The organism is Mycobacterium deserti, assembly GCF_025345615.1.
In the GTDB taxonomy this organism is placed as follows: Bacteria; Actinomycetota; Actinomycetes; order Mycobacteriales; family Mycobacteriaceae; genus Mycobacterium; species Mycobacterium deserti.
On record NZ_JAODWD010000003.1, the window covers coordinates 210,328 to 234,636 of the forward strand.

The following is a 24,309-nucleotide window of genomic DNA, read 5'->3' on the forward strand; positions in this document are numbered from 1 at the left end:
GCGGAAATCCGAATTCAGAGCCGTCGCGCCAGCGCGTCCGCTGCGGCCAGCAGATCCGCCGCCCAGCGAGCACCGGGCCGCCTGCCCATCCGGTCGATGGGTCCGGACACCGACACCGCCGCGATGACTGCACCGCGGCCGTCGCGCACCGGCGCGGAGACGCTCGCCACACCTGCTTCCCGTTCACCCGCGCTCTGCGCCCACCCGCGCTTGCGAACCTCGGCCAGTGTGCGGTCGGTGAACTTCGCCGCGGGCAGGATCGCCTGCTGCGTCGCGGCGTCCGCGTAGGCCAGCAGCACCTTCGCACCGGAGCCGGCGGTCATCGACAGCCTCGTGCCGACCGGCACCGTATCGCGCAGCCCGGCAGGCGGTTCCAATGCCGCGACGCAGATTCGCACCGTTCCTTCGCGACGGTAGAGCTGCACGCTTTCGCCCGTGATTTCACGCAGGCGAGGCAGCACGACGGCGCCCGCGGCCAGGAGCGGGTCGTTGACCTGGCCGGCCAGTTCGGTCAGCGCGGGGCCCAGCCGCCAGCGGCCGTCGCCTCGCGTCAGCAGCCGGTGCACCTCGAGACCCGCGGCCAGCCGATGCGCGGTTGCCCGCGGTAACCCGGTGCGCTCGCACAGTTCGTTGAGCCCGCACGGCGATTCGGCCACCGCGTGCAATACGCCCACGGCTTTGTCCAGAACGCCGATGCCGCTATCCTGTCTCACAGGGAGATACTAGCGTCCCAGATTGTGAGATAGCCAATGGACAGCCCAGATACGCCACGCACACTCGCCGAGAAAGTGTGGGACGACCACGTCGTCGCCCTCGGTCCCGGTGAAGGCGCCGCGCGCGAGCCCGACCTGATCTACATCGATCTGCACCTGGTGCACGAAGTCACCAGTCCGCAGGCATTCGACGGCCTGCGTCTCAACGATCGACCGGTCAGACGGCCGGACCTGACGATCGCCACCGAGGACCACAACGTGCCGACCATCGACATCGACAAGCCGATCGCCGACCCGGTTTCGCGCACGCAGGTGGAGACGCTGCGCCGCAACTGTGAAGAGTTCGGCATCCGGCTGCACCCGATGGGCGACGTCGAACAAGGCATCGTCCACATCATCGGACCGCAACTCGGACTGACCCAGCCCGGTATGACGATCGTCTGTGGCGACAGCCATACCTCGACCCACGGCGCATTCGGCGCACTGGCGATGGGCATCGGCACATCGGAAGTCGAGCACGTGCTCGCCACGCAGACCTTGCCGCTGCGTCCGTTCAAGACCATGGCGGTCAATGTCGACGGTCAGCTGCCGCCGGGCGTGAGCGCGAAGGACATCATCTTGGCGGTGATCGCCAAGATCGGCACCGGCGGCGGACAGGGATACGTCATCGAATACCGCGGCAGCGCCATCGAATCGCTGTCGATGGAGGGTCGGATGACGATCTGCAACATGAGCATCGAGGCGGGCGCACGCGCGGGCATGGTCGCGCCCGACGAGACCACATTCGAATACCTGCGCGGCCGCCCGCACGCGCCGCAGGGTGCGCAGTGGGATGCGGCCATCGACGCGTGGAGACAACTGCGCACCGACGAGGGCGCCGAATTCGACACCGAGGTCTACCTCGACGCGGCGTCGCTGAGCCCGTTCGTCACGTGGGGCACCAACCCGGGACAGGGCGTTCCGCTGTCGGAAGCGGTGCCGGACCCGGAGCTGATCTTCGACGAGGGCGAGCGGCAGTCTGCTGAAAAGGCGTTGACGTACATGGACCTTCGGCCCGGTACGGCGATGCGCGATATCGCGGTCGACACGGTGTTCGTCGGCTCGTGCACCAACGGCCGGATAGAAGATCTGAGGGTCGTGGCCGAGGTACTGCGCGGACGCAAGGTGGCCGACGACGTCCGGATGCTGATCGTGCCCGGGTCGATGCGGGTGCGGGCGCAAGCCGAAAGCGAGGGGCTCGGTGAGGTCTTCACCGCCGCGGGTGCGGAGTGGCGACAGGCGGGCTGTTCGATGTGCCTTGGTATGAACCCCGACCAATTGTCGCCGGGCCAACGCTGCGCGTCGACGTCCAATCGCAACTTCGAAGGCAGGCAGGGCAAAGGCGGCCGGACCCATCTGGTCTCGCCGGCCGTCGCCGCCGCCACCGCCGTCCGGGGAACGCTGGCGTCCCCCGCCGATCTGACGTCGTAGAGAAGGAATACCCATGGATGCTTTTCGCACACATACCGGAATCGGTGTACCGCTACGCCGGTCCAATGTCGACACCGACCAGATCATTCCGGCGGTCTACTTGAAGCGGGTCACCCGAACAGGTTTCGAGGACGGTCTGTTCGCGGCGTGGCGCAACGACCCGTCGTTCGTGCTGAACCTCCCGCCGTTCGACAAGGGTTCGGTTCTGGTCGCCGGCCCCGATTTCGGCACGGGTTCGTCACGCGAGCACGCCGTGTGGGCGCTCATGGATTTCGGATTCCGGGTCGTCATCTCATCCCGATTCGCCGACATCTTTCGGGGCAATGCGGGCAAGGCGGGCCTCCTCGCGGCCGAAGTGGCCCAAGATGATGTCGAATTGTTGTGGAAGCTCATCGAGGAGCATCCCGGCATGGAAGTCACTGTGAACCTTCAAGATCGGAACGTGGTCGCCGGAACGGTCATGGTGCCGTTCAAGATTGACGACTACACCGCGTGGAGATTGCTCGAGGGACTGGACGATATAGGCCTTACGCTGCGAAAACTCGACAAGATCGAGTCGTATGAATCGGCTCGGCCGAGTTGGAAGCCACGTACTCTGCCGGCTTGATTCGCGGCCCTCGGCCGTCGAAATCGCCGCCTCTGAACCCTTTCTCGGACCCTCCATTAGGAGGTCAAGGGAGGCAAGCGGATTCCTGAAAAGTTAGCCAGATTCGCCTGAAATTGCGCGTGGCTCTTGGAAATCAGTGGGCTTTGGGTTTACCGTGTCCACTAGTCGGTTCAAAGTGGACCACTGGTTTCGGAGGTTTTGCATGAACAAAGCGGAGCTCATCGACGTACTCACGGAGAAACTGGGCTCGGATCGTCGGCAAGCAACTGCCGCGGTGGAGAACGTTGTCGACACCATCGTGCGCGCGGTTCACAAGGGTGACAGCGTCACCATCACCGGCTTCGGTGTATTCGAACAGCGCCGTCGCGCCGCACGTGTGGCGCGCAATCCGCGCACCGGCGAGACGGTCAGAGTAAAGCCCACCTCCGTGCCGGCATTCCGGCCCGGTGCTCAATTCAAGGCGGTTGTTTCTGGGGCACAGCGCCTCCCGGCGGAAGGACCAGCAGTGAAACGAGGCTCAACGGGCGGTAGCACCGCCAGAAAGGCCGCGAAGAAGTCGCCCGCCAAGAAGGCGGCCAAGAAGACGGCGGCCAAGAAGGCGACGACGAAGAGGGCAGCTACCAAGGCTCCGGCCAAGAAGACTGCTGCCAAGAAGACCACGAAGCGCGCGGCCACGAAGGCTCCGGCCAAGAAGACCGCGGCCAAGAAGACCGCGGCCAAGAAGGCTCCGGCCAAGAAGGCTCCGGCCAAGAAGGCCGCCGCCAAGAAGACCGCCGCAAAGAAGACGGCCAAGAAGGCCCCGGCCCGCAAGGCTCCGGCCAAGAAGGGTCGCAGGTAACTTTCGAACAAGAGCGCGCCGCTGGGTCAACGACCCGCGGCGCGTTTTTGTGTGTGAGCACTGCGGTGCCGAGCGCCGCCCAGCCCCACACCCTTTGGATTCAAGTCGAGTCGGTGTGCTGACGACGCAGTGTCACTTCTTGCCCGCGAGCGGGCTGCCTATGTGATCGGCGGCGATCAGACGGCCGTCGGCGAGCGACAGCACCCACACACTGCCCTTGCGGTTGCGCGACTTGTCCGGGCGCACGTCTTCGCGTTCGCACCACCACGAGATGAGGTCCGGAATCACCTTGCCCTGAGAGCAGATCACCGGGGTGCCGCCGGCGGACGCGATCTCCAGCACCCGGTGGCGGGCGGTCTTGCGGTCGTCCGCATAGGCCTCCTCGGTCAGCGCAGGCTCGTCGCGGATCGCGGTACCCAGCTCGTCGGCCAGCGGCTCGATCGTCTGATGACAGCGCACCCGGTCTGCGGCGTAGAGATCGGTCGCGCCGAAGGCGAGCAGCACGCCGACGAGTGACTCGGCCTGCGCGCGGCCATGTTTGTCCAGCGGGCGCTTGCGGTCGTCGCCCTTGTAACGTGACTTGCTACCGGCCGTGCCGTGCCGCACGATCAGGACCGACTGCGTGTCAGCAGGTTGTTTAGCGAAGCGACGCAACACTTTTCGGTCGTGCGGGTAATCCAGTTGATTCATCGCCTCGTCAGCGGGAAGCCACTTGAGCACGTCGACCTCGGAGTTGGGAACAAACTGTCCGCCGACCGCGCGGGCGGACCAGTACCGCACCTTCTTGATGCCTTGCTCGACCGGATAGCTCACCGAGGCGAGGCGGCGCCCGAGGTGTGATGCATAACCCGTCTCCTCGGCGACCTCGCGCACGGCCGTGACAGGTTCGGTCTCACCGGGGTCGACCTTGCCTTTGGGCAGCGACCAGTCGTCATAGCGTGGGCGGTGGATGACCGCGACCTCCGGGGTCGCCAGATCACTGTTGGTCCGCCACAGCACCGCACCTGCAGCAAGGACTGCCTTGCTCGAGGGAACGGCTTTCGACGACTTCTCCTTCGGCACCTCAACTCCTGCAGATCATTCGGGGCCCCGTCGGCTTGACAGGTGTATTCAAGGATGCCGGTGGCGTTCCATGAGCGACACCTGATGATCGCGCACTGACTCGCCCTCCTGCGGCGACGCCGTCCACTTTCCGTCCATGCCCAACTCCCAGCACCGCGTGCTCGGGTCCATGGCGGATTCGAAGACGTCGTTCATCTGGGCAGTCAGCCTGGGATCCTTGACTTGAGCCATCACTTCGACCCGGCGGTCGAGATTACGATGCATCATGTCGGCGCTACCGATCCAGAACTCGTCGATGGCGCGGAAGTGAATAATGCGTGAGTGTTCTAGGAACCGGCCCAGTATCGAGCGCACCGTGATGTTGTCCGAATAGCCGGTGGCGCCTGGGCGCAGGGCGCAAATGCCGCGTACCACCACCTCGACCCGCACCCCGGCCTGTGAGGCTCGGTAGAGCGCGTCGATGACCTGCTCGTCGACCAGTGCGTTGGCCTTCACCCGGATGCGGCCGTCGGCGCCGTCGCGGTGTGCGGCGATCTCGCGTTCGATGCGCTCGATGATCCCCCTACGCACCCCTTGTGGCGCCACCAACAAATTGCGGTAGGAATCCTTGCGCGAGTAGCCCGTCAGCGAGTTGAACAAATCGGTCAGGTCGGCGCCGATGTCCGGGGCCGCGGTGAGCAGACCGATGTCTTCGTAGAGTCGGGCGGTCTTCGGGTTGTAGTTGCCGGTGCCGATGTGGCAGTAGCGCCGGATGACCGACCCTTCGCGACGCACGACGAGGCAGGTCTTGCAGTGTGTCTTCAACCCGATGAGGCCGTAGACGACGTGCACGCCCGCTCGCTCCAGTGCCCGGGCCCACTTGATGTTGGCCTGCTCGTCGAATCGCGCTTTGATCTCGACCAGTGCGACCACCTGCTTACCGGCCGCCGCGGCGTCGATGAGCGCGTTGACGATCGGTGAGTCACCCGACGTGCGGTACAGCGTCTGTTTGATCGCCAGCACGTTCGGGTCGGCAGCGGCCTGTTCGATGAACCGCTGCACGGTGGTGGAGAACGAGTCGTAGGGGTGATGCACCAACACATCGCCGTCGCGCAACGTCGAGAAGATGCTCTTGGGTGTCTCGCGCTCGCCGAAAGCCGGTGGCGTGGCGGGCACGAACGGCCGGTCCTTCAGTGCCGGGCGATCCTGATTGTAGATCTGCCACAACGACGACAGGTCGAGCAGACCGGGCACTTCGATGACATCGCCGGGGTCGACGTCGAGTTCGCGCAGCAGCAATTCGAGCATGCTTTCGGTCATGTCGTCGGAGACCTCGAGGCGCACCGGTGAGCCGAATCGTCGCCGCGCCAGCTCTCGCTCGAGTGCCTGCAGCAGATCTTCGTCACGGTCCTCTTCGACCTCGAAATCCGCGTTTCGAGTGATGCGGAAGGCGTGATGTTCGACGATCTCCAAGCCGGGGAACAACACCGGGAGGAACGCGGCGATCAGCTCCTCCATGGGCAGGAAGCGCACGACGGCCGAATTGTCTTCGCGCCGCGCCAGCTCGACGAAGCGCTCCACATTGTCGGGCACCTTGATTCGGGCGAAGTGCTGGCCGCCGTCGTCGGGGTGTTTGACCGTGATCGCGAGATTCAGGCTCAGCCCGCTGACGAATGGGAACGGGTGCGCCGGGTCGACCGCCAACGGCGTCAACACCGGAAACACCTGCTCGTGGAAGTAGGAGGACAACTGCGCGCGTTCGGCTTCGTCGAGTTCGGTCCAGTTGACGATCAGGATGCCTTCGTCGGCCAGCGCCGGGCGCACGGAGTTGAAGAAGACGTGTGCGTGCCTGCTGGCGATCTGCTGGGTGCGTTCACTGATCCGGCGCAACTGTTCGCGCGGCGACAACCCGTCGGCCGAACGCACCGAAAGGCCCATCTCGTCGCGGCGCTTCAGGCCGGCGACTCGGACCATGTAGAACTCGTCGAGATTTGACGCGAAGATCGCGAGAAACTTCGCCCGCTCCAGCAACGGTAGAGAGGTGTCGGCCGCCAGCGCCAGTACCCGCGCGTTGAAGTCGAGCCAACTCAATTCGCGGTTGAGGTAGCGGTCCTCGGGCAGTGCGTTGTCCACGGCGGGCGACGTCGCGGCGGGAGGCGCTTCCGGTGCCGAGTCGCCTGCATCCGGTCTGGTCGCGCGGACGGCGACCGACGCGGCGTCATCCGTGCGGATCTGGGCTTCGGCTTCCGTCATGCTTCTGATGATTCCCTATCGGCCGCGGGTCCTGCCACCGGTGCGCCTGACCAGCGTCATGTCGACGCGTCGATGGCCGCAGCGGTCGCCGCACCCACGCCGAGACGGCGTGCGACCAGGAGATCGTCGGGAGTGTCGATGTCGCAGCGCAGGCCGGGCCAGGCTCCGGTGAGTTCGACGGCCCCCGAACGGCGATGGCGCTGAGCCGAACCTGGGCCGAAGCGGGGATCGAGGGCAACATCGAAGGCCAACAGCGCCGACGTGCCCGTACCGTGCCGGTCGCCCACGAAGCTACGGGGGTGTGCGCGCCCGGCCGCGACCGCCTCGCCGAGTTCCTGCGGCTGCAACGCGGGCAGATCACCCTGCAACACAATGATATTCGGTGTCTCATCGCGGATTGCCGATGCCGCGGCTGAGATTGCGTTGTTGAGCGGGTCGAAATGCCCTTCCGGCGTCGGGTCGGCGAGTACTCGCGCGCCGAGACTGCGGGCGGCATCGGCGGCCACGTGGTCGGGTGTGACGACGGTGACCGTGCGCACGGCCGGAACGGCCGAGGCGGCGGTGATGGTGTCGATCAGCATCGCGAGCACCACCTTCTCCCGGGTCGCCGCCGAGAACACGGGCGCAAGTCTTGTCTTGGCGGCCGCCAGCCGCTTGACGGCGATCACCAGTCCGATGTCGGCGCTGGATGACCCGCTCATGAGCGTCATCCTGTCATTTCGCCGGATGCCTGCCCATCGGGCGGGTTGCCGCCACGCGTGCACAGGCTCGCGGTCAGCGGCACCGCGTTAGGGTGATGGCGTGGTCGAGGCAGCAGTACTGGGGGCCGGTGCATGGGGTACGGCGCTGGCGAAGGTGCTGGCGGATGCGGGCAGCGACGTCAGGCTGTGGGCCCGTCGCGGTGAACTGGCCGACGAGATCAACGACACCCATCGCAATACTTCTTATCTCGGTGACACCGAACTGCCGAAAACGATTCGCGCGACCACCGACGCGGCCGAAGCGCTCGACGGTGCCTGCACCGTGCTGCTGGCGGTTCCGGCGCAGACTTTGCGCGCGAACCTGCAGCAGTGGGCCACGCTGATCGCCGGGGACGCCACTATGGTCAGCCTCGCCAAGGGCATCGAACTCGACACGCTGATGCGGATGAGCCAGGTGGTCGTGCAGGTCACCGGTGCCGATCCGGCCCGCGTAGCGGTGCTGACGGGGCCCAACCTGGCCAGCGAGATCGCCGAGGAGCAGCCCGCCGCCACCGTTGTCGCCTGCAACGACTCGGGTCGCGCGGTGGCGCTGCAACGCGCGCTGTCGACGGGATACTTCCGCCCGTACACGAACTCCGACGTCATCGGCGCCGAGGTGGGAGGTGCATGCAAGAACGTCATCGCACTGGCGTGCGGCATGGCGTCGGGGGTCGGTCTGGGTGAGAACACCGCGGCCGCAATCATCACTCGCGGACTGGCCGAGATCATGCGGCTCGGAATCGCGTTGGGCGCCAAGCCCGCAACACTGGCCGGCCTGGCCGGGGTGGGGGATCTGGTCGCCACATGCACATCGCCGTATTCGCGCAACCGCTCCTTCGGTGAGCGACTCGGCAAGGGCGGCACGATGGATTCGGCCTTGCAGGCCGCGGGCGGCCATGTCGCCGAAGGCGTCGCGTCGTGCCAATCGGTGCTTGCGTTGGCCGCCAGCTATGACGTCGAGATGCCGCTCACCGACGCCGTTGCGCGGGTGTGCCACAAGGGACTGTCGGTCGACGAGGCGGTCGCGCTGCTGCTCGGTCGCAGCACCAAACCGGAGTAACGCAATGGACGGCCGCTACGGCGATTCCACTCGCAGTGTCAAAGCCGTTGGCTCGGAACCGGTTCCGGGCAACCCGGTCGCGGCTGCACCGGTGCCCGCTTCGACCTATCACCTGTCGCCCGACGAGGCCGAGCCGCTGGACAGCTACGGCCGAAGCTCCAATCCGACGTGGCGGCGGCTTGAGTCGGCGTTGGCCGAACTCGAAGGGGCCGCAACGGCATTGACGTTCGGGTCCGGGATGGCCGCCATCACCTCGGTGCTGCGGGTACTGGTCGAGCCGGGAATGAAACTCGTGGTGCCGGCCGACGGTTACTACCAGGTGCGCCGCTACGCCGCGGAATACTTCGCGCCGCGAGGTGTCGAGGTCGTGACGGCGTCCGCCGCCGACATGTGCGCCGCGTCGTCGGACGCCGACGTGGTCTTCGCCGAGACCCCGGTGAATCCCGGCTTGGACGTTGTGGATCTGCACCACCTGGCGATGCAGTGCCGCGGCAGGGGAGCCGTACTCGTCGTCGACAACACCACCGCGACGCCGCTGGGTCAGCAGCCGCTGTCGTTGGGAGCCGACCTCGTGGTGGCCAGCGCCACCAAGGCGCTGTCGGGACACAGCGATCTGATCGCCGGCTACGTCGCGGGCAGCCACGCCGAGTTGATGGCGGCGGTGGAGCGCGAACGCGTGCTGGCGGGCCCCATTCTCGGCGCGTTCGAGGCGTGGCTGGTGCTGCGCAGTCTCGGCAGCGCGGGTCTGCGCTTCGAACGGCAGTGCCTCAACGCCCAGGCGCTGGCGGTGATGCTGCGGGCCCATCCGGCCGTGCGGTCGGTGCGCTATCCCGGTCTGCCCGACGACCCGTCGCATCGTGTCGCGACGTCCCAGATGAAGCGGTTCGGGGGTGTGCTCGCGGTCGAACTGCAGGACGCGGCGGCGGTGCACGAATTGGTCGCGCGCAGCGAGTTGCTGATCGCGTCGACCAGTTTCGGCGGCATGCACTCGTCGGTCGACCGCCGCGCACGCTGGGGGGATCCTGTGAGCGACGGGTTCGCGCGCATCTCTGCCGGCATCGAGGACACCGACGATCTGGTCGCCGACGTCGAGCAGGCGCTGGGCTAAAGGTCCAGGTCGCAATAAGACGTCGTGCGCCGTCGTGGCTGGACGGTAGCCTCTCTAGGTTGTGACTGCCCGTGTCCGTGTCGCCGTCGTCTACGGCGGACGCAGCTCCGAACATGCGATTTCGTGTGTTTCCGCCGGCAGCATCCTGCGCAACCTCGATCCGGAGCGTTTCGAGGTGGTCCCGGTCGGTATCACTCCACAGGGGTCGTGGGTGCTCACCGACGCCCAACCGGACACCCTGGCGATCACCGATGGCCGGCTGCCCGAGGTCACCGAGGGGTCGGGCGCCGAGCTCGCCCTGGCCGCCGATCCGGTACGCGGCGGGCAGCTACTGTCGCTCGGGCAGGGCGCCGGTGAGCTGCTGGCGGCGGTCGACGTGGTATTCCCGGTGCTGCACGGACCGTACGGCGAGGACGGCACCATCCAGGGTCTGCTGGAGCTGGCCGGGGTGCCGTATGTCGGGGCGGGAGTGCTGGCCAGCGCGACCGGGATGGACAAGGAGTTCACCAAGAAGCTGCTGGCCGCCGAGGGACTGCCGATCGGCGACCACGTCGTGCTGCGGCCCGGCCGCGAGACCCTCGACCTCGAAGAGCGCGAACGGCTCGGATTGCCGGTCTTCGTCAAGCCCGCCCGCGGTGGATCCTCCATCGGTGTGAGCCGCGTGGCGCATTGGGACCAACTGTCGGCGGCCATCGCGGCGGCCCGCCGCCATGATCCGAAAATCATCGTCGAGGCCGCGATCACCGGTCGCGAATTGGAATGCGGCGTACTGGAATTCCCCGACGGCCGCGTCGAGGCCAGCGCGCTCGGTGAGATCCGGGTCGCCGGGGTGCGCGGTCGAGAGGACGGCTTCTACGACTTCGCGACGAAATACCTCGAGGACGCCGCGGAACTCGACGTGCCTGCGAAGGTCGACGACGACGTCGCAGACACTGTCCGGCAGTTGGCAATTCGCGCGTTCCACGCGATCGGCTGCCAGGGCCTGGCCCGTGTCGACTTCTTCCTCACCGACGACGGGCCGGTGGTCAATGAGATCAACACGATGCCCGGCTTCACGACCATCTCGATGTATCCGAGGATGTGGGCGGCCAGCGGCGTCGACTACCCGACGCTGTTGACCACCATGGTCGACACCGCGGTCAAACGCGGAACCGGCCTGCGCTGACCTAGCCGACCGGTGCCGGGTCAACCGCCTTGACCGGCAAGGTTTTCGCGACGACAGCGGATACAGCCTGAATGGGCGTCGGTCCGGTTCCCTGCGGCAGGGTCAGCGCGACATACACCGGACGGTCGACCGCGAACCAGGTACTGCGATCGACGTCGCGCACCTCGAACCACTGGACCGCGTCGACGCCCTGCAACGGGGTGCCGACGACGAACTCCGCCGGACGGTCGAGCCCGCAGCGCAGAATGATCGGCTCGCCGCCCCCATCGGACCGCCACGCCGCCGCTCCGGCGGGCGCAGGCTCGGCCACGGGCGCACGACGGTAGTCACCGAGTTGTTCGGGCAGTGCGCCCGCCAAAGCGCGGCACTGCGCGCTCTCGGCCTGCGGCGCCGGTATCGACACGATCGCGACGGCCTGCTGCGCCGACGGCTGCACCCGCAGCGCGGCGATGACCAGGATCGCGATCAACGTCCCGGCCGCGACCACCAGTGCGGCGATCAGCACCGTCCGCGGCGGGCCGTCACGGGTCTCGGGTTCCACCCGCAAAACTCTAGGGGCGTGCCGCGGCGGCGATCGGGCAGGTCAGGGTGCGAGTGATGCCGGCGACACCCGCGACGCTCGGCGCGACCATGACACGAAGGTCCTCGAGGGTGCCGGCTTCGACGCGCACGACGACGTCGTACGGGCCGGTGACGTACTCCGCCGAGCGCACACCGGGAAGCGTCGCCAGTTGCTTGGCGACGACTTCGGCGCGGCCCACCTCGGTCTGGATCAGCATGTACGCCTCGACCACCCGCTGTTCCTCCCGAATTCCTGTCTGCTCGTGGCGTGCGCGGGATCGGTTCGGGCTCCTCGCATGCGCCGGCTGCCGCCTAGACTCCGGCAGGGACCAAACGTACCGCAGGTAGGGGCAGGCGACATGGGGAGCGACGACGGCGCCGAGACGCTCGCCGGCGTCGGCGAGTTCGAGGTGATCGACCGGCTGGTGGCCGGGCGCGACCAGCCTTCCGTCGTCGCCCTGGGTCCCGGTGACGACGCGGCCGTCGTGTTGGCTGCCGACGGCAGGACGGTGGTCTCGACCGACATGCTCGTCGCCGAACGGCATTTTCGCCTCGACTGGTCGACACCGCACGACGTCGGCCGCAAGGCGATCGCGCAGAACGCCGCGGATATCGAAGCCATGGGAGCGCGGGCGACGGCATTCGTCGTGGCCTTCGGCGCGCCGGCGGACACACCCGCCGAGGATGCGCTCGCGCTGGCGGACGGGATGTGGCACGAGGCCCGGCTCATGGGCGCCGGGATCGTCGGCGGCGACCTCGTCAGCGCCCCACAATGGGTGATCTCGGTGACGGCGCTGGGCGACCTAGACGGTCGGAAAGCCGTGCGGCGCGGCGGCGCCGGCCCCGGCGACACGGTGGCGGTGGCAGGGCAGCTGGGCCGCTCTGCTGCTGGATACGAACTGTGGCGCACCGGGATTGAGAACTTCGAGGAGCTTCGCCAGCGGCATCTGGTACCCGCCCCGCCGTACGGGCAGGGCCGGGTGGCCGCCGACAACGGCGCGACGGCGATGACCGACGTCTCCGACGGACTGCTCGCCGACCTGGGCCATGTCGCGCAGGCCTCCGGCGTCGGCATCGATGTGTCGACCCACGCGCTGGGCACCGACCGCGACGCTGTCGCCGACGCAGCGGCCGCGGTCGGCATCGACGCGTGGGAGTGGGTGCTCGGGGGTGGAGAGGACCATGCCCTGGTCGCGACGTTTTGCGGCGCCCCGCCCGATGGCTGGCGCGAGATCGGCCGGGTGCTCGACGGGCCGGCGCACGTGCTGGTGGACGGCGCGGCGTGGAGGGGCAATCCGGGATGGCAGTCGTTCGACTAGTTAGGGTGGCCAATCGTGACCGTGTATGCCATCGCTCAACTCAGGTTCACGGACCGTGCGGCATACGACCGCTATCAAGCCCGCTTCATGGAAGTGTTCGTCCGCTTCAACGGGACGCTGCTGGCGGCTGACGAGTCGCCGCAGGTGCTCGAAGGCGAGTCTGATCGTCAAAAGGTGGTTCTGATGTCCTTTCCTGACGAGGCACAGTTTCGCTCATGGGCGGAATCCGCCGAGTACCAAGAGATTTCGCGGGATCGTCGGGCGGGTGCCGACACTGTGGTGATGCTCATCAAAGGGTTGACATGACCGCACGACCACTGGGCGAACTCGTCGACGAGGGTTGGGCGCGCGCGCTGGCACCGGTGGAACCTCACGTGGCGCAGATGGGGGAGTTCCTGCGCGAGGAGATCGCGGCGGGTCACCGGTACCTGCCTGCGGGGGAGAATGTGCTGCGCGCCTTCACCTTTCCCTTCGATCGTGTGCGCGTGCTGATCGTCGGGCAGGACCCGTATCCGACGCCCGGTCATGCGGTGGGGCTGAGCTTTTCGGTGGCGGCCGACGTGCGGCCGCTGCCGCGCAGCCTCGACAACATCTTCACCGAGTACGGAAAAGACCTCGGTTATCCGCCACCGGCCAACGGCGACCTGACGCCCTGGTGCGAGCGCGGGGTGATGTTGTTGAACAGGGTGCTGACCGTGCGGCCCGGCACCCCGGCGTCCCATCGCGGCAAGGGCTGGGAAGCCGTGACCGAGTGCGCGATCAGAGCTCTCGTGGCACGCAAGCAGCCCCTGGTCGCGGTGCTGTGGGGACGTGACGCCTCGACGTTGAAACCGATGCTGGACGGCAGCGACTGTGTGGCGATCGAATCGCCCCATCCCTCGCCGCTGTCTGCCACCCGTGGTTTCTTCGGCTCCCGGCCGTTCAGTAGGGCCAACGAGTTGCTGGAGAAGATGGGCGCCGAGCCCATCGACTGGCGCCTTCCGTCGACCGCTGATTAACCGATGCCGGGGATCGGCGGCGGCGACGGGATCGGCGGCGGCGCGGGGATGGCGGGTGGCGCCGGGACGGCAGGCGGCGGGGGGACGTCGGGCACTGGTACCTCGACGGTGCCGTCGCCGTCGGTGGTGGCCGCGGGCAGTTCCGGAGCCGGAGTGGTGGTGACGGGCACGGTCGTCACCGTGGTCTGCGTCGTCGTCGTGGTAGTGCTGGTCGTCGTCGACTCGTCGCCCCCGGAGTCGTCACCGCCGCACGCCGTCAACAACGTGGCCAGTGCGATTCCGGCGCCGAGCGCGAAGAACGAGGACCTCGATGAGGCGCGTGTGGTCATGCAGACTGGACTAGCCCCAGCCGGGTGCGGTTAAACCGCGCGGTGTCAGCCGCGTACGACTTTGCCGGCCTTGATGCACGACGTGCAGGCGTTGATGCGCTTCTTGTTGCCGCCAGGACGGGTCACGGCGCGCACCGGCTGAATGTTCGGATCCCAGCGACGGCTGGTCCGGCGATGGGAGTGCGACACCGACTTGCCGAAGCCGGGGCCCTTCCCGCAGATATCGCAGACGGCAGCCATATGTTGAACTCCTCGGATCAGTACGTGGGGGTCAGGGTGTTTCGCCGCGCGACCGGCGCGGCTCGACCCGACAACCCGACCAGAATACCGGGCCCGGGGAGTATCGCCAAAACCGGCGGAACGCTGCGACGGCATTGTCGGGTCCAATGATTAGGCTCATCGCCACGGCGGCTTGACGGGCGGAGGTGGGCATGTCGGTTCGACGGCTCGATGCCTCGGCGTTGCGGGACTGGTCGCACGCCGCCGTCGGCGACCTCATCACCCACACCGACGAGATCAACCGGCTCAACGTCTTCCCCGTCGCCGACGCCGATACGGGCACGAACATGCTGTTTACGATGCGTTCGGCGTGGGCGCAGGCCGATCAGCACGCGGGCGCCGACAACGTCGTCACGGTCACCGCCGCGCTGGCCCGCGGTGCGCTGCACGGCGCGCGCGGCAACTCCGGGGTGATCCTGTCGCAGATTTTGCGCGGGTTCGCCGACGTCACCGCCGCCGCGGCCGAGGACCGGCGTGCCGAGGTGGCCGACATCGATGGCGGGCTGTTCGGCGCAGCGCTTCGCCATGCGGTCAGCCTGGTCGTCATCTCGATGGGCCGGCCGGTGCCCGGCACCATCGTCTCCGTGCTGCAGGAGGCCGCCGGAGCGGCCGAACACGCTGCGGATTCGGGCGCCGAGCTCGCCGGGGTGGTGGCCGCGGCCGCCGACGCCGCGGCGGTGGCACTCGACAAGACCACCGGTCAGCTCGACGTGCTGGCCGAGGCCGGCGTGGTGGACGCGGGCGGGCGGGGCCTGCTGGTACTGCTGGACGCGATGAGCACCACGTTGACGGGCCACGCGCCGCGCAGGCAGGAGTACGTGCCGTCGCCGCCCGCCCAGCTCGTCGCGCCCACCGCTTCGAGCGCCCCCCAGTTCGAGGTGATGTACCTGCTGAGCGAATGCGACTCCGCCGGCGTCGAGCAGCTGCGCCGCAGCCTGGACCGGCTGGGCGAGTCGGTGGCCATCGCCGCGTCCGCAGAAGGCGCCGGGCACTACTCGGTACACGTCCACGCCGACGACGCAGGAGCTGCGGTCGAGGCGGCGCTCGCGGTCGGCACTCCCAGCCGGATACAGATCACCTCCCTTACCGGCGCCACCGGTGCGCGGCCGGCGGGCGGGTGGGCCACGGAACGGGCGGTGCTCGCGATCGTGGACGGCCTCGGCGCCGAGCAGTTGTTCGCCGGGGAAGGCGCCCACGTACTGCGCCCGGAAGCCGACGAGCCGGTCAGCGCCAAGCAGTTGCTGCACGCCCTGGTCAACACCGGCTCGGCGCAGGTCATGGTGTTGCCCAATGGCTACGTCGCCGCCGAGGAGCTGGTCGCCGGCTGCACCGCGGCCATCGGCTGGGGCATCGACGTGGTGCCGGTGCCCGCGGCTTCGATGGTGCAGGGCCTGGCGGCGCTGGCCGTGCATGACGCCGAACGGCAGGCGGTCGACGACGGTTACACCATGGCGCGCGCGGCCGCCGCGGCCCGACACGGATCGGTACGGGTCGCCACCGAGGAGGCCCTGACGTGGGCGGGGATGTGCAAACCCGGCGACGGGTTGGGCATCGCCGGGGACGAGGTCCTCATCGTGGGCGACGACGTCGCCGCGGCAGGCGCAGGCCTGATCGACCTGCTCCTGGTCGCGGGTGGGGAACTGATCACCGTGCTCACCGGCGTCGGCGTCGACCCCGGGGTGAGCGCCGCGTTGCAGGAGCATGTGCACCGCGAGCACCTCGGCACCGAGTTGGTGACGTATCACACCGACCACAGCGGCGACGTCCTGCTGATCGGGGTCGAGTAGCCGTGGCCGTGCTCTCCGACCGACTCGACTACATCCTCGGGAAAAAGGCCGCGGGTCCGCTCGAGGAATTCTTCGGCATGCGTACCGTCAACGATCTGCTGCGCCACTACCCGCGCAAATACAACGACGAGATGACGGTCGTCGGCGAGGGCGAAAGCCTGGAGGAGGGCGAACACGTCACCTTCGTCGACGTCATCACCAAAGTCGATCTGCGGTGGACCAACCGCACTCCCAAGCGCGAGTACATGGTCGTCACACTCGGGAACCGCAAGCCGAAGGTCACCGCGACGTTCTTCAACGTGAAGTACCTGAAGAAGTCGTTGACCGAAGGCGTTCGGGTGATGCTGTCCGGTGAGGTCGGATACTTCAAAGGCACATTGCAGCTGACTCACCCCGGTTACCTCGTTCTGCACGAGGGCGGCAAGGTGAGCGGCAGCAAGTCGCTCAAGACCATCGCGACGGCGTCAGGCGCATCCGGCGACGAGTTGTTGGCGGAGTTCGAGCGGGAGTTCTTCCCGATCTACCCTGCCAGCAAGAAGGTGCAGAGCTGGGACATCTACGCGTGTGTGCGACAGGTGCTCGCCGTACTGGATCCGGTCGAGGATCCGCTCCCGGAATCGTTTCTGCGCGAACACAATCTGATCTCCGAGGACCGTGCGCTGCGGGCCATCCACACCGCAGAGAAGGCCGCCGACCGCGATGCCGCGATCGCCCGTCTGACCTACGACGAGGCGCTGGGCCTGCAATGGGCTTTGGTGCGAAGGAGATTCAGCGACCGCAGCGAGTCCGGTCCTGTCGCCCTGCCGAGAGGCGACGGCCTGGTCGCGGCGATGCGTGGGCAGTTGCCGTTCGAGTTGACCGACGGGCAGAAGGACGTCCTGGATGTCTTGACCACCGAGTTGGCTGCCAGCAGGCCGATGAATCGGATGCTGCAGGGCGAAGTCGGTTCCGGCAAGACCATCGTCTCGGTGATGGCGATGCTGCAAATGGTCGACGCCGGCTATCAGTGCGCACTGCTGGCGCCCACGGAAGTCCTTGCCGCGCAACATGCCCGATCAGTGCGTGACGTTCTCGGGCCGCTGGCGATGGCGGGCCAGCTCGGAGGTAGTGACAGCGGCACCAGGATCGCGCTGTTGACCGGATCCATGTCGGCTGCGCAGAAGCGCGCGGTGCGCGAAGAAGTGGCCGGCGGCGAGGCGGGCATCGTCATCGGCACACATGCGCTGCTGCAGGACGCCGTCGAGTTCCACCGCCTCGGCATGGTCGTCGTCGACGAACAACACCGGTTCGGTGTCGAACAACGAGATCGGTTGCGCAGCAAGGCTCCCGACGGCGTGACACCCCATCTGTTGGTGATGACCGCGACGCCGATACCGCGCACCGTGGCGCTCACCCATTACGGGGACCTGGAGACCTCGGTACTTCGCGAACTGCCGAGGGGACGGCAGCCCATCGCCACCAACACGATCTTCTTGAACGAGAAACCCGCCTGGCTCGAGCGGGCGTGGCAGCGCATCACCGAAGAGGTCCGCGACGGCAGGCAGGCCTACGTCGTGGCGTCGCGCATCGACGAGAACGACAAGACCAAGGACGACAAGAACAACGGCGGTCCGCCGGCGACGACGGTCGTCGAATTGTTCGATCACCTCAGGTCGGGGGTGTTCCCGCGGCTACGGCTCGGCCTCATGCACGGGCGGCTGCCCAGCGACGAGAAGGACGCGGTGATGGCCGCGTTCCGCGCCGGAGACATCGACGTGCTCGTGTGCACCACGGTGATCGAGGTCGGCGTCGACGTGCCGAACGCGACGGTGATGTTTGTGATGGACGCCGACCGGTTCGGTGTCAGCCAGTTACACCAGTTGCGCGGACGCATCGGCCGCGGACAGCACCCCAGCCTGTGTCTGCTGGCCACGAAACTGCCGGAGAGCTCGAAGGCGGGAGCGCGGCTCAAGGCGGTCGCCTCGACCCTGGACGGCTTCAAGCTCGCCGACCTCGACCTCCTGGAACGTCGTGAGGGCGATGTGCTGGGCTACAGCCAGTCCGGCCGGCCGATCACGCTGCGATTCCTGTCGCTGTTCTCCCATCTCGACGTGCTATTGGCCGCACGCGAGTTGTGCGAAACGCTCTACGAGTCGGATCCGGCGCGCCCGGGGATGGCGATGCTGGCAGCGCCGTTCACCGACACCGATCGCGTCGACTATTTGGACAAGGCATGACCCATAAGCGGATCTATTGGCTGGCGGCGTTCGTGGTGCTGGCAGTTCTGGTCGCGGTGCAGGTGGTCACCACCTCCGCCGACCGGTTCGTTGCCAGTGCCGATATGCCCACCGTCGCACCGGGTGTCGACGTGCTGGCGGGTATCGCCGTGGTGCCGTTGCGCATTCGGGCCTACGACTACCGCAGAGATGCGTTCGGGGAATCGTGGACCGACGACAACTCGGCGCCGGGCGGCCGCAACGGCTGTGACACGCGCAACGACATCCTCGACCGCGACCTGGTCGACAAGACATACGTGTCGATCAAGCGGTGCCCCAGCGCCGTTGCCACCGGAACCCTGTACGACCCGTACACCAACGCCGTCATCCCGTTCACCCGCGGCAACCAGGTCGGCGCGGCCGTACAGATCGACCACATCGTGCCGTTGGCGCTCGCCTGGGATCTCGGGGCGCGGAACTGGACAGACGAGTTGAGGGTGCGGTTCGCCAACGACCCGGCCAACCTGCTGGCCGTCGCCGGTCATGTCAACCAGGACAAAGGTGATGACGAACCGGCGACCTGGTTGCCGCCCAACGCGGCGTTCCACTGCCAGTACGCCGTGCAGTTCGTCGCGGTGCTGCGCGGGTACGCGTTGCCCGTCGACGCTCCGTCCGCCGATGCGCTGCGTCGTGCCGCCGCGACATGCCCCGCTGCCTGAACCTCGTCGGCGCAACGCGGCACGCGACGCTCAAGCGTGGCACTGGCACGACGATCGCCGGTCAGAGTCCGTCTCGGCGTGCGATGCCACACGGTCGGCGTGCGGGCTCCATTCGAAGGGGAAGTGCTTACTGGATCCACCCACATGCTCGTGCGACCAATCGAACCCGACCGCGTGGTCGCGCTTGACCACACCCCACGTCGCGATCTGCCCCGGACCGACTTCGGCGCCGGGAGCGTTCGTCGTCGTGACGCGCCGGGCCGGATCCGACGTCGGCCCGGTCAGTGCCTCTACCCGCAGATCGACCTTGCCCGGGATCTCGGCGCGCCAGTACGCGAGGTCATCGGCCGCGTCGAAGGTGATCGGTGCGTACTCGATGCCGCGCAGATCGTCGATCAGGCTGGCGAACTCGGCCGGCCAGCCGCCCTCCTTCCCGGTGAAGATGCGTTCCAACGCTTGACGTTGGTCGGCATCGGCACCTGCGTCGATGTAGAACATCAGCTTCATCGTCGCGTTCGGATCGCCGATCCACATGTTGCCGGCGAACTCACCCAGCGCCACGACGGACAGTCCGGTCAGATCGACGTCGCCGTAGTGTCCTTCGCGCACGTGCCACACCAGCGTGAACAAGCAGTCGCCGTGCGTCGGTTCCTGCGCGAAGCTGCAGGGGCAGGGCAACTTGCAGCTACACACGTCGAACCAGTCGCCGCGCAACTGCCAATCGTTGGCCGTCATGGTGGTCATCCGTCCTCCTTCATATACCCCGGGGGGGTACCCGGTAGGGCGACGGTAGCACCGGCACGGCGATCGATCAAGTACCCCCGGGGGGTATAAATTCTGGTGCGGCTTCAATCGCCGCCGTCGAAGGCGCGCGGGGGCGACACCACTGGCGCGGTGCCGACTCCTAGGTGCCGGTGTAGGTTTCCGGGTCCGGACGGAACCGTTTGTCCTCGTCGAGTCCGTTGAGTGCGGCCATCTCGTCGTCACTGAGCTCGAAGTCGAACACGTCGAGGTTGGACGTGATCCGCTCAGCGGACTTCGAACGCGGGATCACGACATTGCCCAACTGGATGCTCCACCGGATGAGCACCTGTGCCGGCGTCTTGTTGTGCGCCTCGGCGATAGGAGTGACGGCGACGTGGTCCAGCAGCCTGCCGACACCGAGCGGGCCGTAAGCCTCGGTGACGATGCCGTATCCGGCGTTGATCTCGCGCAGCTCGGCCTGGTTCAACAGCGGGTGCAATTCGATCTGGTTGATCGCCGGGGTGAAGAACGACAGGTCGATGATGTTGGCCAGGTGCTCGGCATGGAAATTGCAGACGCCGATCGACTTCGCTTCGCCGACCTCTTTGACCTTCATCAGGCCGCCCCAGGTGTCGACGTACTTGCCCTGCTCGCCAGCCGGCCAGTGAATCAGGTAAAGGTCGACGTAATCCAGGCCCAGCCGCTCGAGGCTCTTCTTGCAGGCGTCCTGCGACGACTGGAAGCCCAGATCCGGAGTGGCCAGTTTCGTGGTGACGAAGATGTCCTCGCGCGGTACGCCGGACGCCTTGACGGCCCGACCGACGGCCTCCTCATTGCCGTATGCAGCCGCGGTGTCGATCAGGCGGTAGCCGGCGGCCAACGCCGCCGACACCGCCGCCTCGGTCTCGGAATCGGACAGTTCGCCGACGCCGAGGCCGATCACCGGCATCGTGTTTCCGTCGTTGAGAGTGACGGTGGGAATCGCTGCCGCGCCGGTCATTTCACCTACCCTGTGAAGTTGAATGTTCGGGGATCGGGACCCAACCGCGTGCCGTCGCCGAGTGAGGAAACGGACGCCATGTCCTGCTCGCTCAGCTCGAAATCGAACACGTCGAAGTTGCTCACAATTCGTTCGGGGGTCACCGACTTCGGGATGACTATATTGCCGAGCTGGATATGCCACCTAATCAGTACCTGTGCCGGTGTCTTGCCGTGCGCGCTCGCGATCTCGGCCACTGTCGCGTTCTGCAGCAGCGAGCCCTGCCCGAGCGGGCTCCACGCCTCCGTCGCCACGCCGAGCTGAGCGTGTGCTTCGCGCAATTCCTGCTGCTGCAGCAGCGGATGCAGCTCGACCTGATTGACGGCGGGAACGATCCCCGTGGCGTCGATCAGCGCGCGCAGATGCTCGGGCTCGAAATTACTGACCCCGATGCTGCGGACCCGGCCCTGGTCGCGAAGCTCTACGAAGGCTTTGAACGTGTCGACGAAGGTGTTCTTCTCGGGCATCGGCCAGTGGATGAGATACAGGTCGACGTAGTCCACGCCCAGGCGCTCGACGCTGGCATCGAACGCGGCGAGCGTGCTGTCATAGCCCTGGTCGGCGTTCCACAGCTTGGTCACCAGGTAGACGTCCTCGCGCGCAACAGACGAGTTGGCGATGGCGCGACCCACTTCGGTCTCGTTGCCGTACGCTGCCGCGGTGTCGATGTGTCGGTAGCCGGCGTCCAGCGCCGTGGCCACCGCGCGTTCGGTGTCCTCCGGAGGGGTCTGCCAGACACCGAGTCCGACCTGGGGTACCGAGTTGCCGTCGTTGAGCGTGATCGAGGGAGTCGCCATGGCGTCGAGTCTGCCAAAAGAGCCGGCGAAGGCTCCTGCCCGCAGGGAGGCGATGGTCAACGCCGCCGCGGGCATGTCGCTGCGTGCGATGCCGCGCATCCCCGACCCGGTCAAGCGCCTGCTGCTGGGCGGTCGGTCACTCACCATCGACGGAAATACCCTGGACACCACGCTGCATCTGATGCTCACCGCACAGAAGGTCGCCGGGCTCGACGGCTTGGTGGGTAGCGACGATGTCGGCACTGCGCGGGCGCAACTGGAGGCGCTGTCGGCGGGCTTCAAGCAGAACATCGCGGTCGGCGCGGTGACGAATCTCTCCATCCTGGGACCCGCCGGCGACATCCGTGCCCGGCATTACCGGCCGCCGCACGACGCACACCGGGGACGCGAGCGCGGCACGGACCCCCTGCTGGTGTTCTTCCACGGCGGCGGCCAAGTCATCGGAAGCATCGAAACCCACGACGACTTGTGCAGGCAGATCTGTCGTACAGGCGGCATGCACGTGCTGTCGGTGGACTACCGGTTGGCGCCCGAGCACAAGGCACCCGCGGGTTCGGCGGACGCCTTCGCCGCGTACCTGTGGGCCCTCGAGAACGCCGCCGCGTTGGGGGCGGATCCCTCACGGGTCGGCGTGGGCGGTGACAGCGCGGGCGCCAACCAGGCGGCACTGGTCGCCCACCGGGCCCGCGACGAAGGCGCGCAACGCCCAGCGCTGCAACTGCTCCTCTATCCGGTCACCAATTACCGCGACGAGACGCGCTCGCAGACGCTGTTCGCCGAGGGCTTCTTCCTCACCAAGCGCGATCTGAACTGGTTCCGTGACCACTATCTCGGCGGCGCCGAGGTGGACGCGTCCGACCCGGCGGTCTCGCCGCTGCTGGCAGACGACCTGTCCGGGTTGGCTCCGGCGATGGTGGTCACGGCCGGGTTCGACCCACTGCGCGACGAGGGCGAGCAGTACGCCAGGGCCATGCGGTCGGCAGGGGTGACCGTCGACTACCGGGAGTTCGGGTCGTTGGTCCATGGATTCGCCAATTTCTTTCCGCTCGGCGGTGGCAGCGCCACGGCGATGGCTCAGGTGATCTCTGCGCTGCGTGCCCATCTGTGCCGCGGCTAGCAATGCGACCCCGATGACCGGGCGGGCCGCCGGTACCCTGTATGCCGTGGCCACCAAACCGAAGAAGCAGGCGAAGTACGACCTGAGGGCAGCTGACCGCAAGCGCAATCTGGCGATCCAGATCGGACTGACCGCGGTCGTCGTGGTGTTCGCCGCCGCTCTGGTTCTCTACATCGTGATGTCGGCGGAAGACCCGGTCGGTGAGGGCGAGGCGAGAGCCATTCGGGTGACGTCGAACTCGCTGATCACCCAGGAGGGCAACACCGAGCCCAAGGCGGTGCTGTCGCTCTACGAGGACTTCCTGTGCCCCGCGTGCGGCAACTTCGAGAAGCAGTTCGGGCCGACGATCAACAAGCTGATCGACAGCGGCGCGGTGGCCGCCGACTACTACATGGTCGCCATCCTGGACCGCCAGGGCGACGGCTACTCGTCGCGGTCGTCGAACGCGGCGTACTGCGTGGCTGATGAGAACAAGGACGCGTTCCGTCGCTTCCACGCCGCGCTCTACGCCCAGCAGCCTGAAGAGGGCGTAGGCCCGTTCCCGGACAACAAGCGACTGATCGAGGTGGCGCGGCTGGCCGGCGTCACCGGGGGCGTGCCCGAGTGCATCAACAGCGGCAAGTACGAGGAGATGGCCAAGGGGATGGCCGCCGCCGCGGAGGTGAACTCCACACCGACCATTCGCATCAACGGCGAGGACTACACGCCCTCGACACCGGACGCGCTGATCACCAAGGTCGAAGAGATCGTCGGTAACGTGCCCGCCCTCGACGCAGGGGCGCCTGCACCGTCATGACCGTGACCGCGCCGCAGGCCGTTGAGCCCGGCGAACCCGCAACCGAGCAGCCGGCGGAGGTCGCTCGGCTCAGCGCGGTGTGGGTGCTGATCGCGGGCATCGTCGGCCTGGCCGCGGCGGTCACGCTGACCGTCGAGAAGATCGCCATCCTGATCAACCCCGACTACGTGCCGTCGTGCAGCCTCAACCCGGTGCTGTCCTGCGGGTCGGTGATGATCACCCCGCAGGCCTCGGCGTTTGGCTTCCCCAATCCGCTGATCGGCGTGGTGTCGTTCACGATCGTCGTGGTGACCGGGGTACTGGCGCTGGCCAGGGTGCGGCTGCCACGGTGGTACTGGAGCGGCTTGGCCGTCGGCACGCTGCTGGGTGTGGTGTTCATCCACTGGCTGATCTTCGAGAGCCTCTACCGCATCGGCGCGCTGTGCCCCTACTGCATGGTGGTGTGGGCGGTGACCGTCCCGCTGCTGGTGGTGGTGGCGTCGATCGCCGTGCAGCCGCAGACGTCCAACGGCGCCGTACGCTTACTGCACACGTGGCGGTGGTCGCTGGTCACGCTGTGGTTCACCGCACTGGTTCTGATGATTCTTGTGCGTTTCTGGAGCTACTGGTCCACGCTCGTCTGAGCGAGACACGT

The 24,309-nt window shown here is 67.1% G+C and carries 26 protein-coding genes; 15 read left to right on the plus strand and 11 right to left on the minus strand.

Features of this window, described 5'->3' with window-relative positions; all coding sequences use genetic code 11:
• Window positions 1–14: 14 nt before the first annotated feature.
• A complete protein-coding gene (locus N4S67_RS12335; protein ID WP_260993271.1) occupies window positions 15–713 on the minus strand; it encodes an IclR family transcriptional regulator in 699 nt (232 codons plus the stop codon).
• Window positions 714–749: 36 nt separating this feature from the next.
• Between N4S67_RS12335 and leuC the strand changes: the two genes are divergently transcribed.
• The 3 genes from leuC (at window position 750) to N4S67_RS12350 (ending at window position 3,628) form a co-directional block, all read left to right on the plus strand.
• Window positions 750–2,183, plus strand: a complete 1,434-nt coding sequence (gene leuC, locus N4S67_RS12340; RefSeq protein ID WP_260993272.1) for a 3-isopropylmalate dehydratase large subunit — start codon at window positions 750–752, stop codon at window positions 2,181–2,183.
• 13 nt (window positions 2,184–2,196) lie between these two features.
• Window positions 2,197–2,790 carry a 3-isopropylmalate dehydratase small subunit gene (leuD, locus tag N4S67_RS12345; protein WP_260993273.1) on the plus strand — a complete coding sequence of 198 codons (594 nt, stop codon included), beginning with the start codon at window positions 2,197–2,199 and terminating at the stop codon, window positions 2,788–2,790.
• 202 nt (window positions 2,791–2,992) lie between these two features.
• A complete protein-coding gene (locus N4S67_RS12350) occupies window positions 2,993–3,628 on the plus strand; it encodes an HU family DNA-binding protein (RefSeq protein ID WP_260993274.1) in 636 nt (211 codons plus the stop codon).
• 132 nt (window positions 3,629–3,760) lie between these two features.
• Here the strand turns inward: N4S67_RS12350 and N4S67_RS12355 are convergent, their stop codons facing one another.
• Genes N4S67_RS12355 through cofC form a run of 3 tightly spaced genes read right to left on the minus strand, consistent with a single transcriptional unit; the run spans window position 3,761 to window position 7,623 of the window.
• A complete protein-coding gene (locus N4S67_RS12355; RefSeq protein WP_313959942.1) occupies window positions 3,761–4,690 on the minus strand; it encodes an 8-oxo-(d)GTP phosphatase MutT1 in 930 nt (309 codons plus the stop codon).
• A 48-nt stretch (window positions 4,691–4,738) separates the two neighbouring features.
• Window positions 4,739–6,922 carry an RNA degradosome polyphosphate kinase gene (locus N4S67_RS12360; RefSeq protein ID WP_260993275.1) on the minus strand — a complete coding sequence of 728 codons (2,184 nt, stop codon included), beginning with the start codon at window positions 6,920–6,922 and terminating at the stop codon, window positions 4,739–4,741.
• A 56-nt stretch (window positions 6,923–6,978) separates the two neighbouring features.
• Window positions 6,979–7,623 carry a 2-phospho-L-lactate guanylyltransferase gene (cofC, locus tag N4S67_RS12365; protein ID WP_260993276.1) on the minus strand — a complete coding sequence of 215 codons (645 nt, stop codon included), beginning with the start codon at window positions 7,621–7,623 and terminating at the stop codon, window positions 6,979–6,981.
• A gap of 100 nt (window positions 7,624–7,723) precedes the next feature.
• On the opposite strand from cofC, the gene N4S67_RS12370 reads away from it, so the two are divergent.
• The 3 genes from N4S67_RS12370 (at window position 7,724) to N4S67_RS12380 (ending at window position 10,995) form a co-directional block, all read left to right on the plus strand.
• Window positions 7,724–8,722: an NAD(P)H-dependent glycerol-3-phosphate dehydrogenase gene (locus tag N4S67_RS12370; protein WP_260993277.1), complete on the plus strand. Its 999-nt coding sequence runs from the start codon at window positions 7,724–7,726 to the stop codon at window positions 8,720–8,722.
• A gap of 4 nt (window positions 8,723–8,726) precedes the next feature.
• The gene (locus N4S67_RS12375; RefSeq protein ID WP_260993278.1) at window positions 8,727–9,830 is read left to right on the plus strand and encodes a cystathionine gamma-lyase; all 1,104 of its coding nucleotides are present in this window, start codon (window positions 8,727–8,729) and stop codon (window positions 9,828–9,830) included.
• Between the two features lie 61 nt (window positions 9,831–9,891).
• The gene (locus N4S67_RS12380; RefSeq protein WP_260993279.1) at window positions 9,892–10,995 is read left to right on the plus strand and encodes a D-alanine--D-alanine ligase family protein; all 1,104 of its coding nucleotides are present in this window, start codon (window positions 9,892–9,894) and stop codon (window positions 10,993–10,995) included.
• Between the two features lies 1 nt (window position 10,996).
• Here N4S67_RS12380 and N4S67_RS12385 read toward each other — a convergent pair whose 3' ends face one another.
• Together N4S67_RS12385 and N4S67_RS12390 are read right to left on the minus strand one after the other, a co-directional pair.
• Window positions 10,997–11,536 (minus strand): DUF3515 domain-containing protein, encoded by a 540-nt coding sequence (locus tag N4S67_RS12385; protein WP_260993280.1) that lies wholly within the window; start codon window positions 11,534–11,536, stop codon window positions 10,997–10,999.
• A gap of 10 nt (window positions 11,537–11,546) precedes the next feature.
• Window positions 11,547–11,789 carry an Lrp/AsnC ligand binding domain-containing protein gene (locus N4S67_RS12390; RefSeq protein ID WP_260993281.1) on the minus strand — a complete coding sequence of 81 codons (243 nt, stop codon included), beginning with the start codon at window positions 11,787–11,789 and terminating at the stop codon, window positions 11,547–11,549.
• A 126-nt stretch (window positions 11,790–11,915) separates the two neighbouring features.
• Between N4S67_RS12390 and N4S67_RS12395 the strand changes: the two genes are divergently transcribed.
• From N4S67_RS12395 to N4S67_RS12405, 3 genes are read left to right on the plus strand one after another with little or no spacing between them, the layout of a single operon-like run.
• Window positions 11,916–12,875 carry a thiamine-phosphate kinase gene (locus tag N4S67_RS12395; RefSeq protein ID WP_260993282.1) on the plus strand — a complete coding sequence of 320 codons (960 nt, stop codon included), beginning with the start codon at window positions 11,916–11,918 and terminating at the stop codon, window positions 12,873–12,875.
• 15 nt (window positions 12,876–12,890) lie between these two features.
• Window positions 12,891–13,181, plus strand: a complete 291-nt coding sequence (locus tag N4S67_RS12400; RefSeq protein WP_260993283.1) for a DUF1330 domain-containing protein — start codon at window positions 12,891–12,893, stop codon at window positions 13,179–13,181.
• Window positions 13,178–13,873, plus strand: coding sequence for a uracil-DNA glycosylase (locus N4S67_RS12405; protein WP_260993284.1), 696 nt, complete (start codon window positions 13,178–13,180; stop codon window positions 13,871–13,873). The genes N4S67_RS12400 and N4S67_RS12405 overlap by 4 nt, the downstream gene beginning before the upstream one ends.
• On the opposite strand, the gene N4S67_RS12410 is transcribed toward N4S67_RS12405, so the two are convergent.
• Window positions 13,870–14,202 carry a hypothetical protein gene (locus N4S67_RS12410; protein ID WP_260993285.1) on the minus strand — a complete coding sequence of 111 codons (333 nt, stop codon included), beginning with the start codon at window positions 14,200–14,202 and terminating at the stop codon, window positions 13,870–13,872. The genes N4S67_RS12405 and N4S67_RS12410 overlap by 4 nt on opposite strands.
• A gap of 45 nt (window positions 14,203–14,247) precedes the next feature.
• Window positions 14,248–14,442 carry a 50S ribosomal protein L28 gene (gene rpmB / locus N4S67_RS12415; RefSeq protein ID WP_260993286.1) on the minus strand — a complete coding sequence of 65 codons (195 nt, stop codon included), beginning with the start codon at window positions 14,440–14,442 and terminating at the stop codon, window positions 14,248–14,250.
• Window positions 14,443–14,633: 191 nt separating this feature from the next.
• Between rpmB and N4S67_RS12420 the strand changes: the two genes are divergently transcribed.
• The 3 genes from N4S67_RS12420 to N4S67_RS12430 are packed head-to-tail and all read left to right on the plus strand — an operon-like array spanning window position 14,634 to window position 19,182.
• Complete coding sequence (locus tag N4S67_RS12420; RefSeq protein ID WP_260993287.1) at window positions 14,634–16,268, plus strand: DAK2 domain-containing protein; 1,635 nt, start codon at window positions 14,634–14,636, stop codon at window positions 16,266–16,268.
• Between the two features lie 2 nt (window positions 16,269–16,270).
• A complete protein-coding gene (gene recG / locus N4S67_RS12425) occupies window positions 16,271–18,484 on the plus strand; it encodes an ATP-dependent DNA helicase RecG (protein ID WP_260993288.1) in 2,214 nt (737 codons plus the stop codon).
• The gene (locus tag N4S67_RS12430; protein ID WP_260993289.1) at window positions 18,481–19,182 is read left to right on the plus strand and encodes an HNH endonuclease family protein; all 702 of its coding nucleotides are present in this window, start codon (window positions 18,481–18,483) and stop codon (window positions 19,180–19,182) included. Before recG ends, N4S67_RS12430 begins: the two co-directional genes overlap by 4 nt.
• Window positions 19,183–19,212: 30 nt before the next feature.
• Here N4S67_RS12430 and N4S67_RS12435 read toward each other — a convergent pair whose 3' ends face one another.
• The 3 genes from N4S67_RS12435 to N4S67_RS12445 all read right to left on the minus strand — a co-directional run bounded on the left by N4S67_RS12435 (window position 19,213) and on the right by N4S67_RS12445 (window position 21,762).
• Complete coding sequence (locus N4S67_RS12435) at window positions 19,213–19,926, minus strand: DUF1326 domain-containing protein (RefSeq protein WP_313959943.1); 714 nt, start codon at window positions 19,924–19,926, stop codon at window positions 19,213–19,215.
• Window positions 19,927–20,086: 160 nt separating this feature from the next.
• Window positions 20,087–20,926, minus strand: coding sequence for an aldo/keto reductase (locus tag N4S67_RS12440; RefSeq protein ID WP_260993290.1), 840 nt, complete (start codon window positions 20,924–20,926; stop codon window positions 20,087–20,089).
• Window positions 20,927–20,931: 5 nt separating this feature from the next.
• Window positions 20,932–21,762, minus strand: a complete 831-nt coding sequence (locus N4S67_RS12445) for an aldo/keto reductase (RefSeq protein WP_260993291.1) — start codon at window positions 21,760–21,762, stop codon at window positions 20,932–20,934.
• Here N4S67_RS12445 and N4S67_RS12450 point away from each other — a divergent pair.
• Genes N4S67_RS12450 through N4S67_RS12460 form a run of 3 tightly spaced genes read left to right on the plus strand, consistent with a single transcriptional unit; the run spans window position 21,761 to window position 24,298 of the window.
• Entirely contained in the window at window positions 21,761–22,879 is a 1,119-nt protein-coding gene (locus tag N4S67_RS12450; RefSeq protein WP_260993292.1) for an alpha/beta hydrolase, read from the plus strand. The genes N4S67_RS12445 and N4S67_RS12450 overlap by 2 nt on opposite strands.
• A 46-nt stretch (window positions 22,880–22,925) precedes the next feature.
• Entirely contained in the window at window positions 22,926–23,675 is a 750-nt protein-coding gene (locus N4S67_RS12455) for a DsbA family protein (protein ID WP_260993293.1), read from the plus strand.
• Window positions 23,672–24,298, plus strand: a complete 627-nt coding sequence (locus N4S67_RS12460; protein WP_260993294.1) for a vitamin K epoxide reductase family protein — start codon at window positions 23,672–23,674, stop codon at window positions 24,296–24,298. The genes N4S67_RS12455 and N4S67_RS12460 overlap by 4 nt, the downstream gene beginning before the upstream one ends.
• Window positions 24,299–24,309 lie beyond the last annotated feature (11 nt).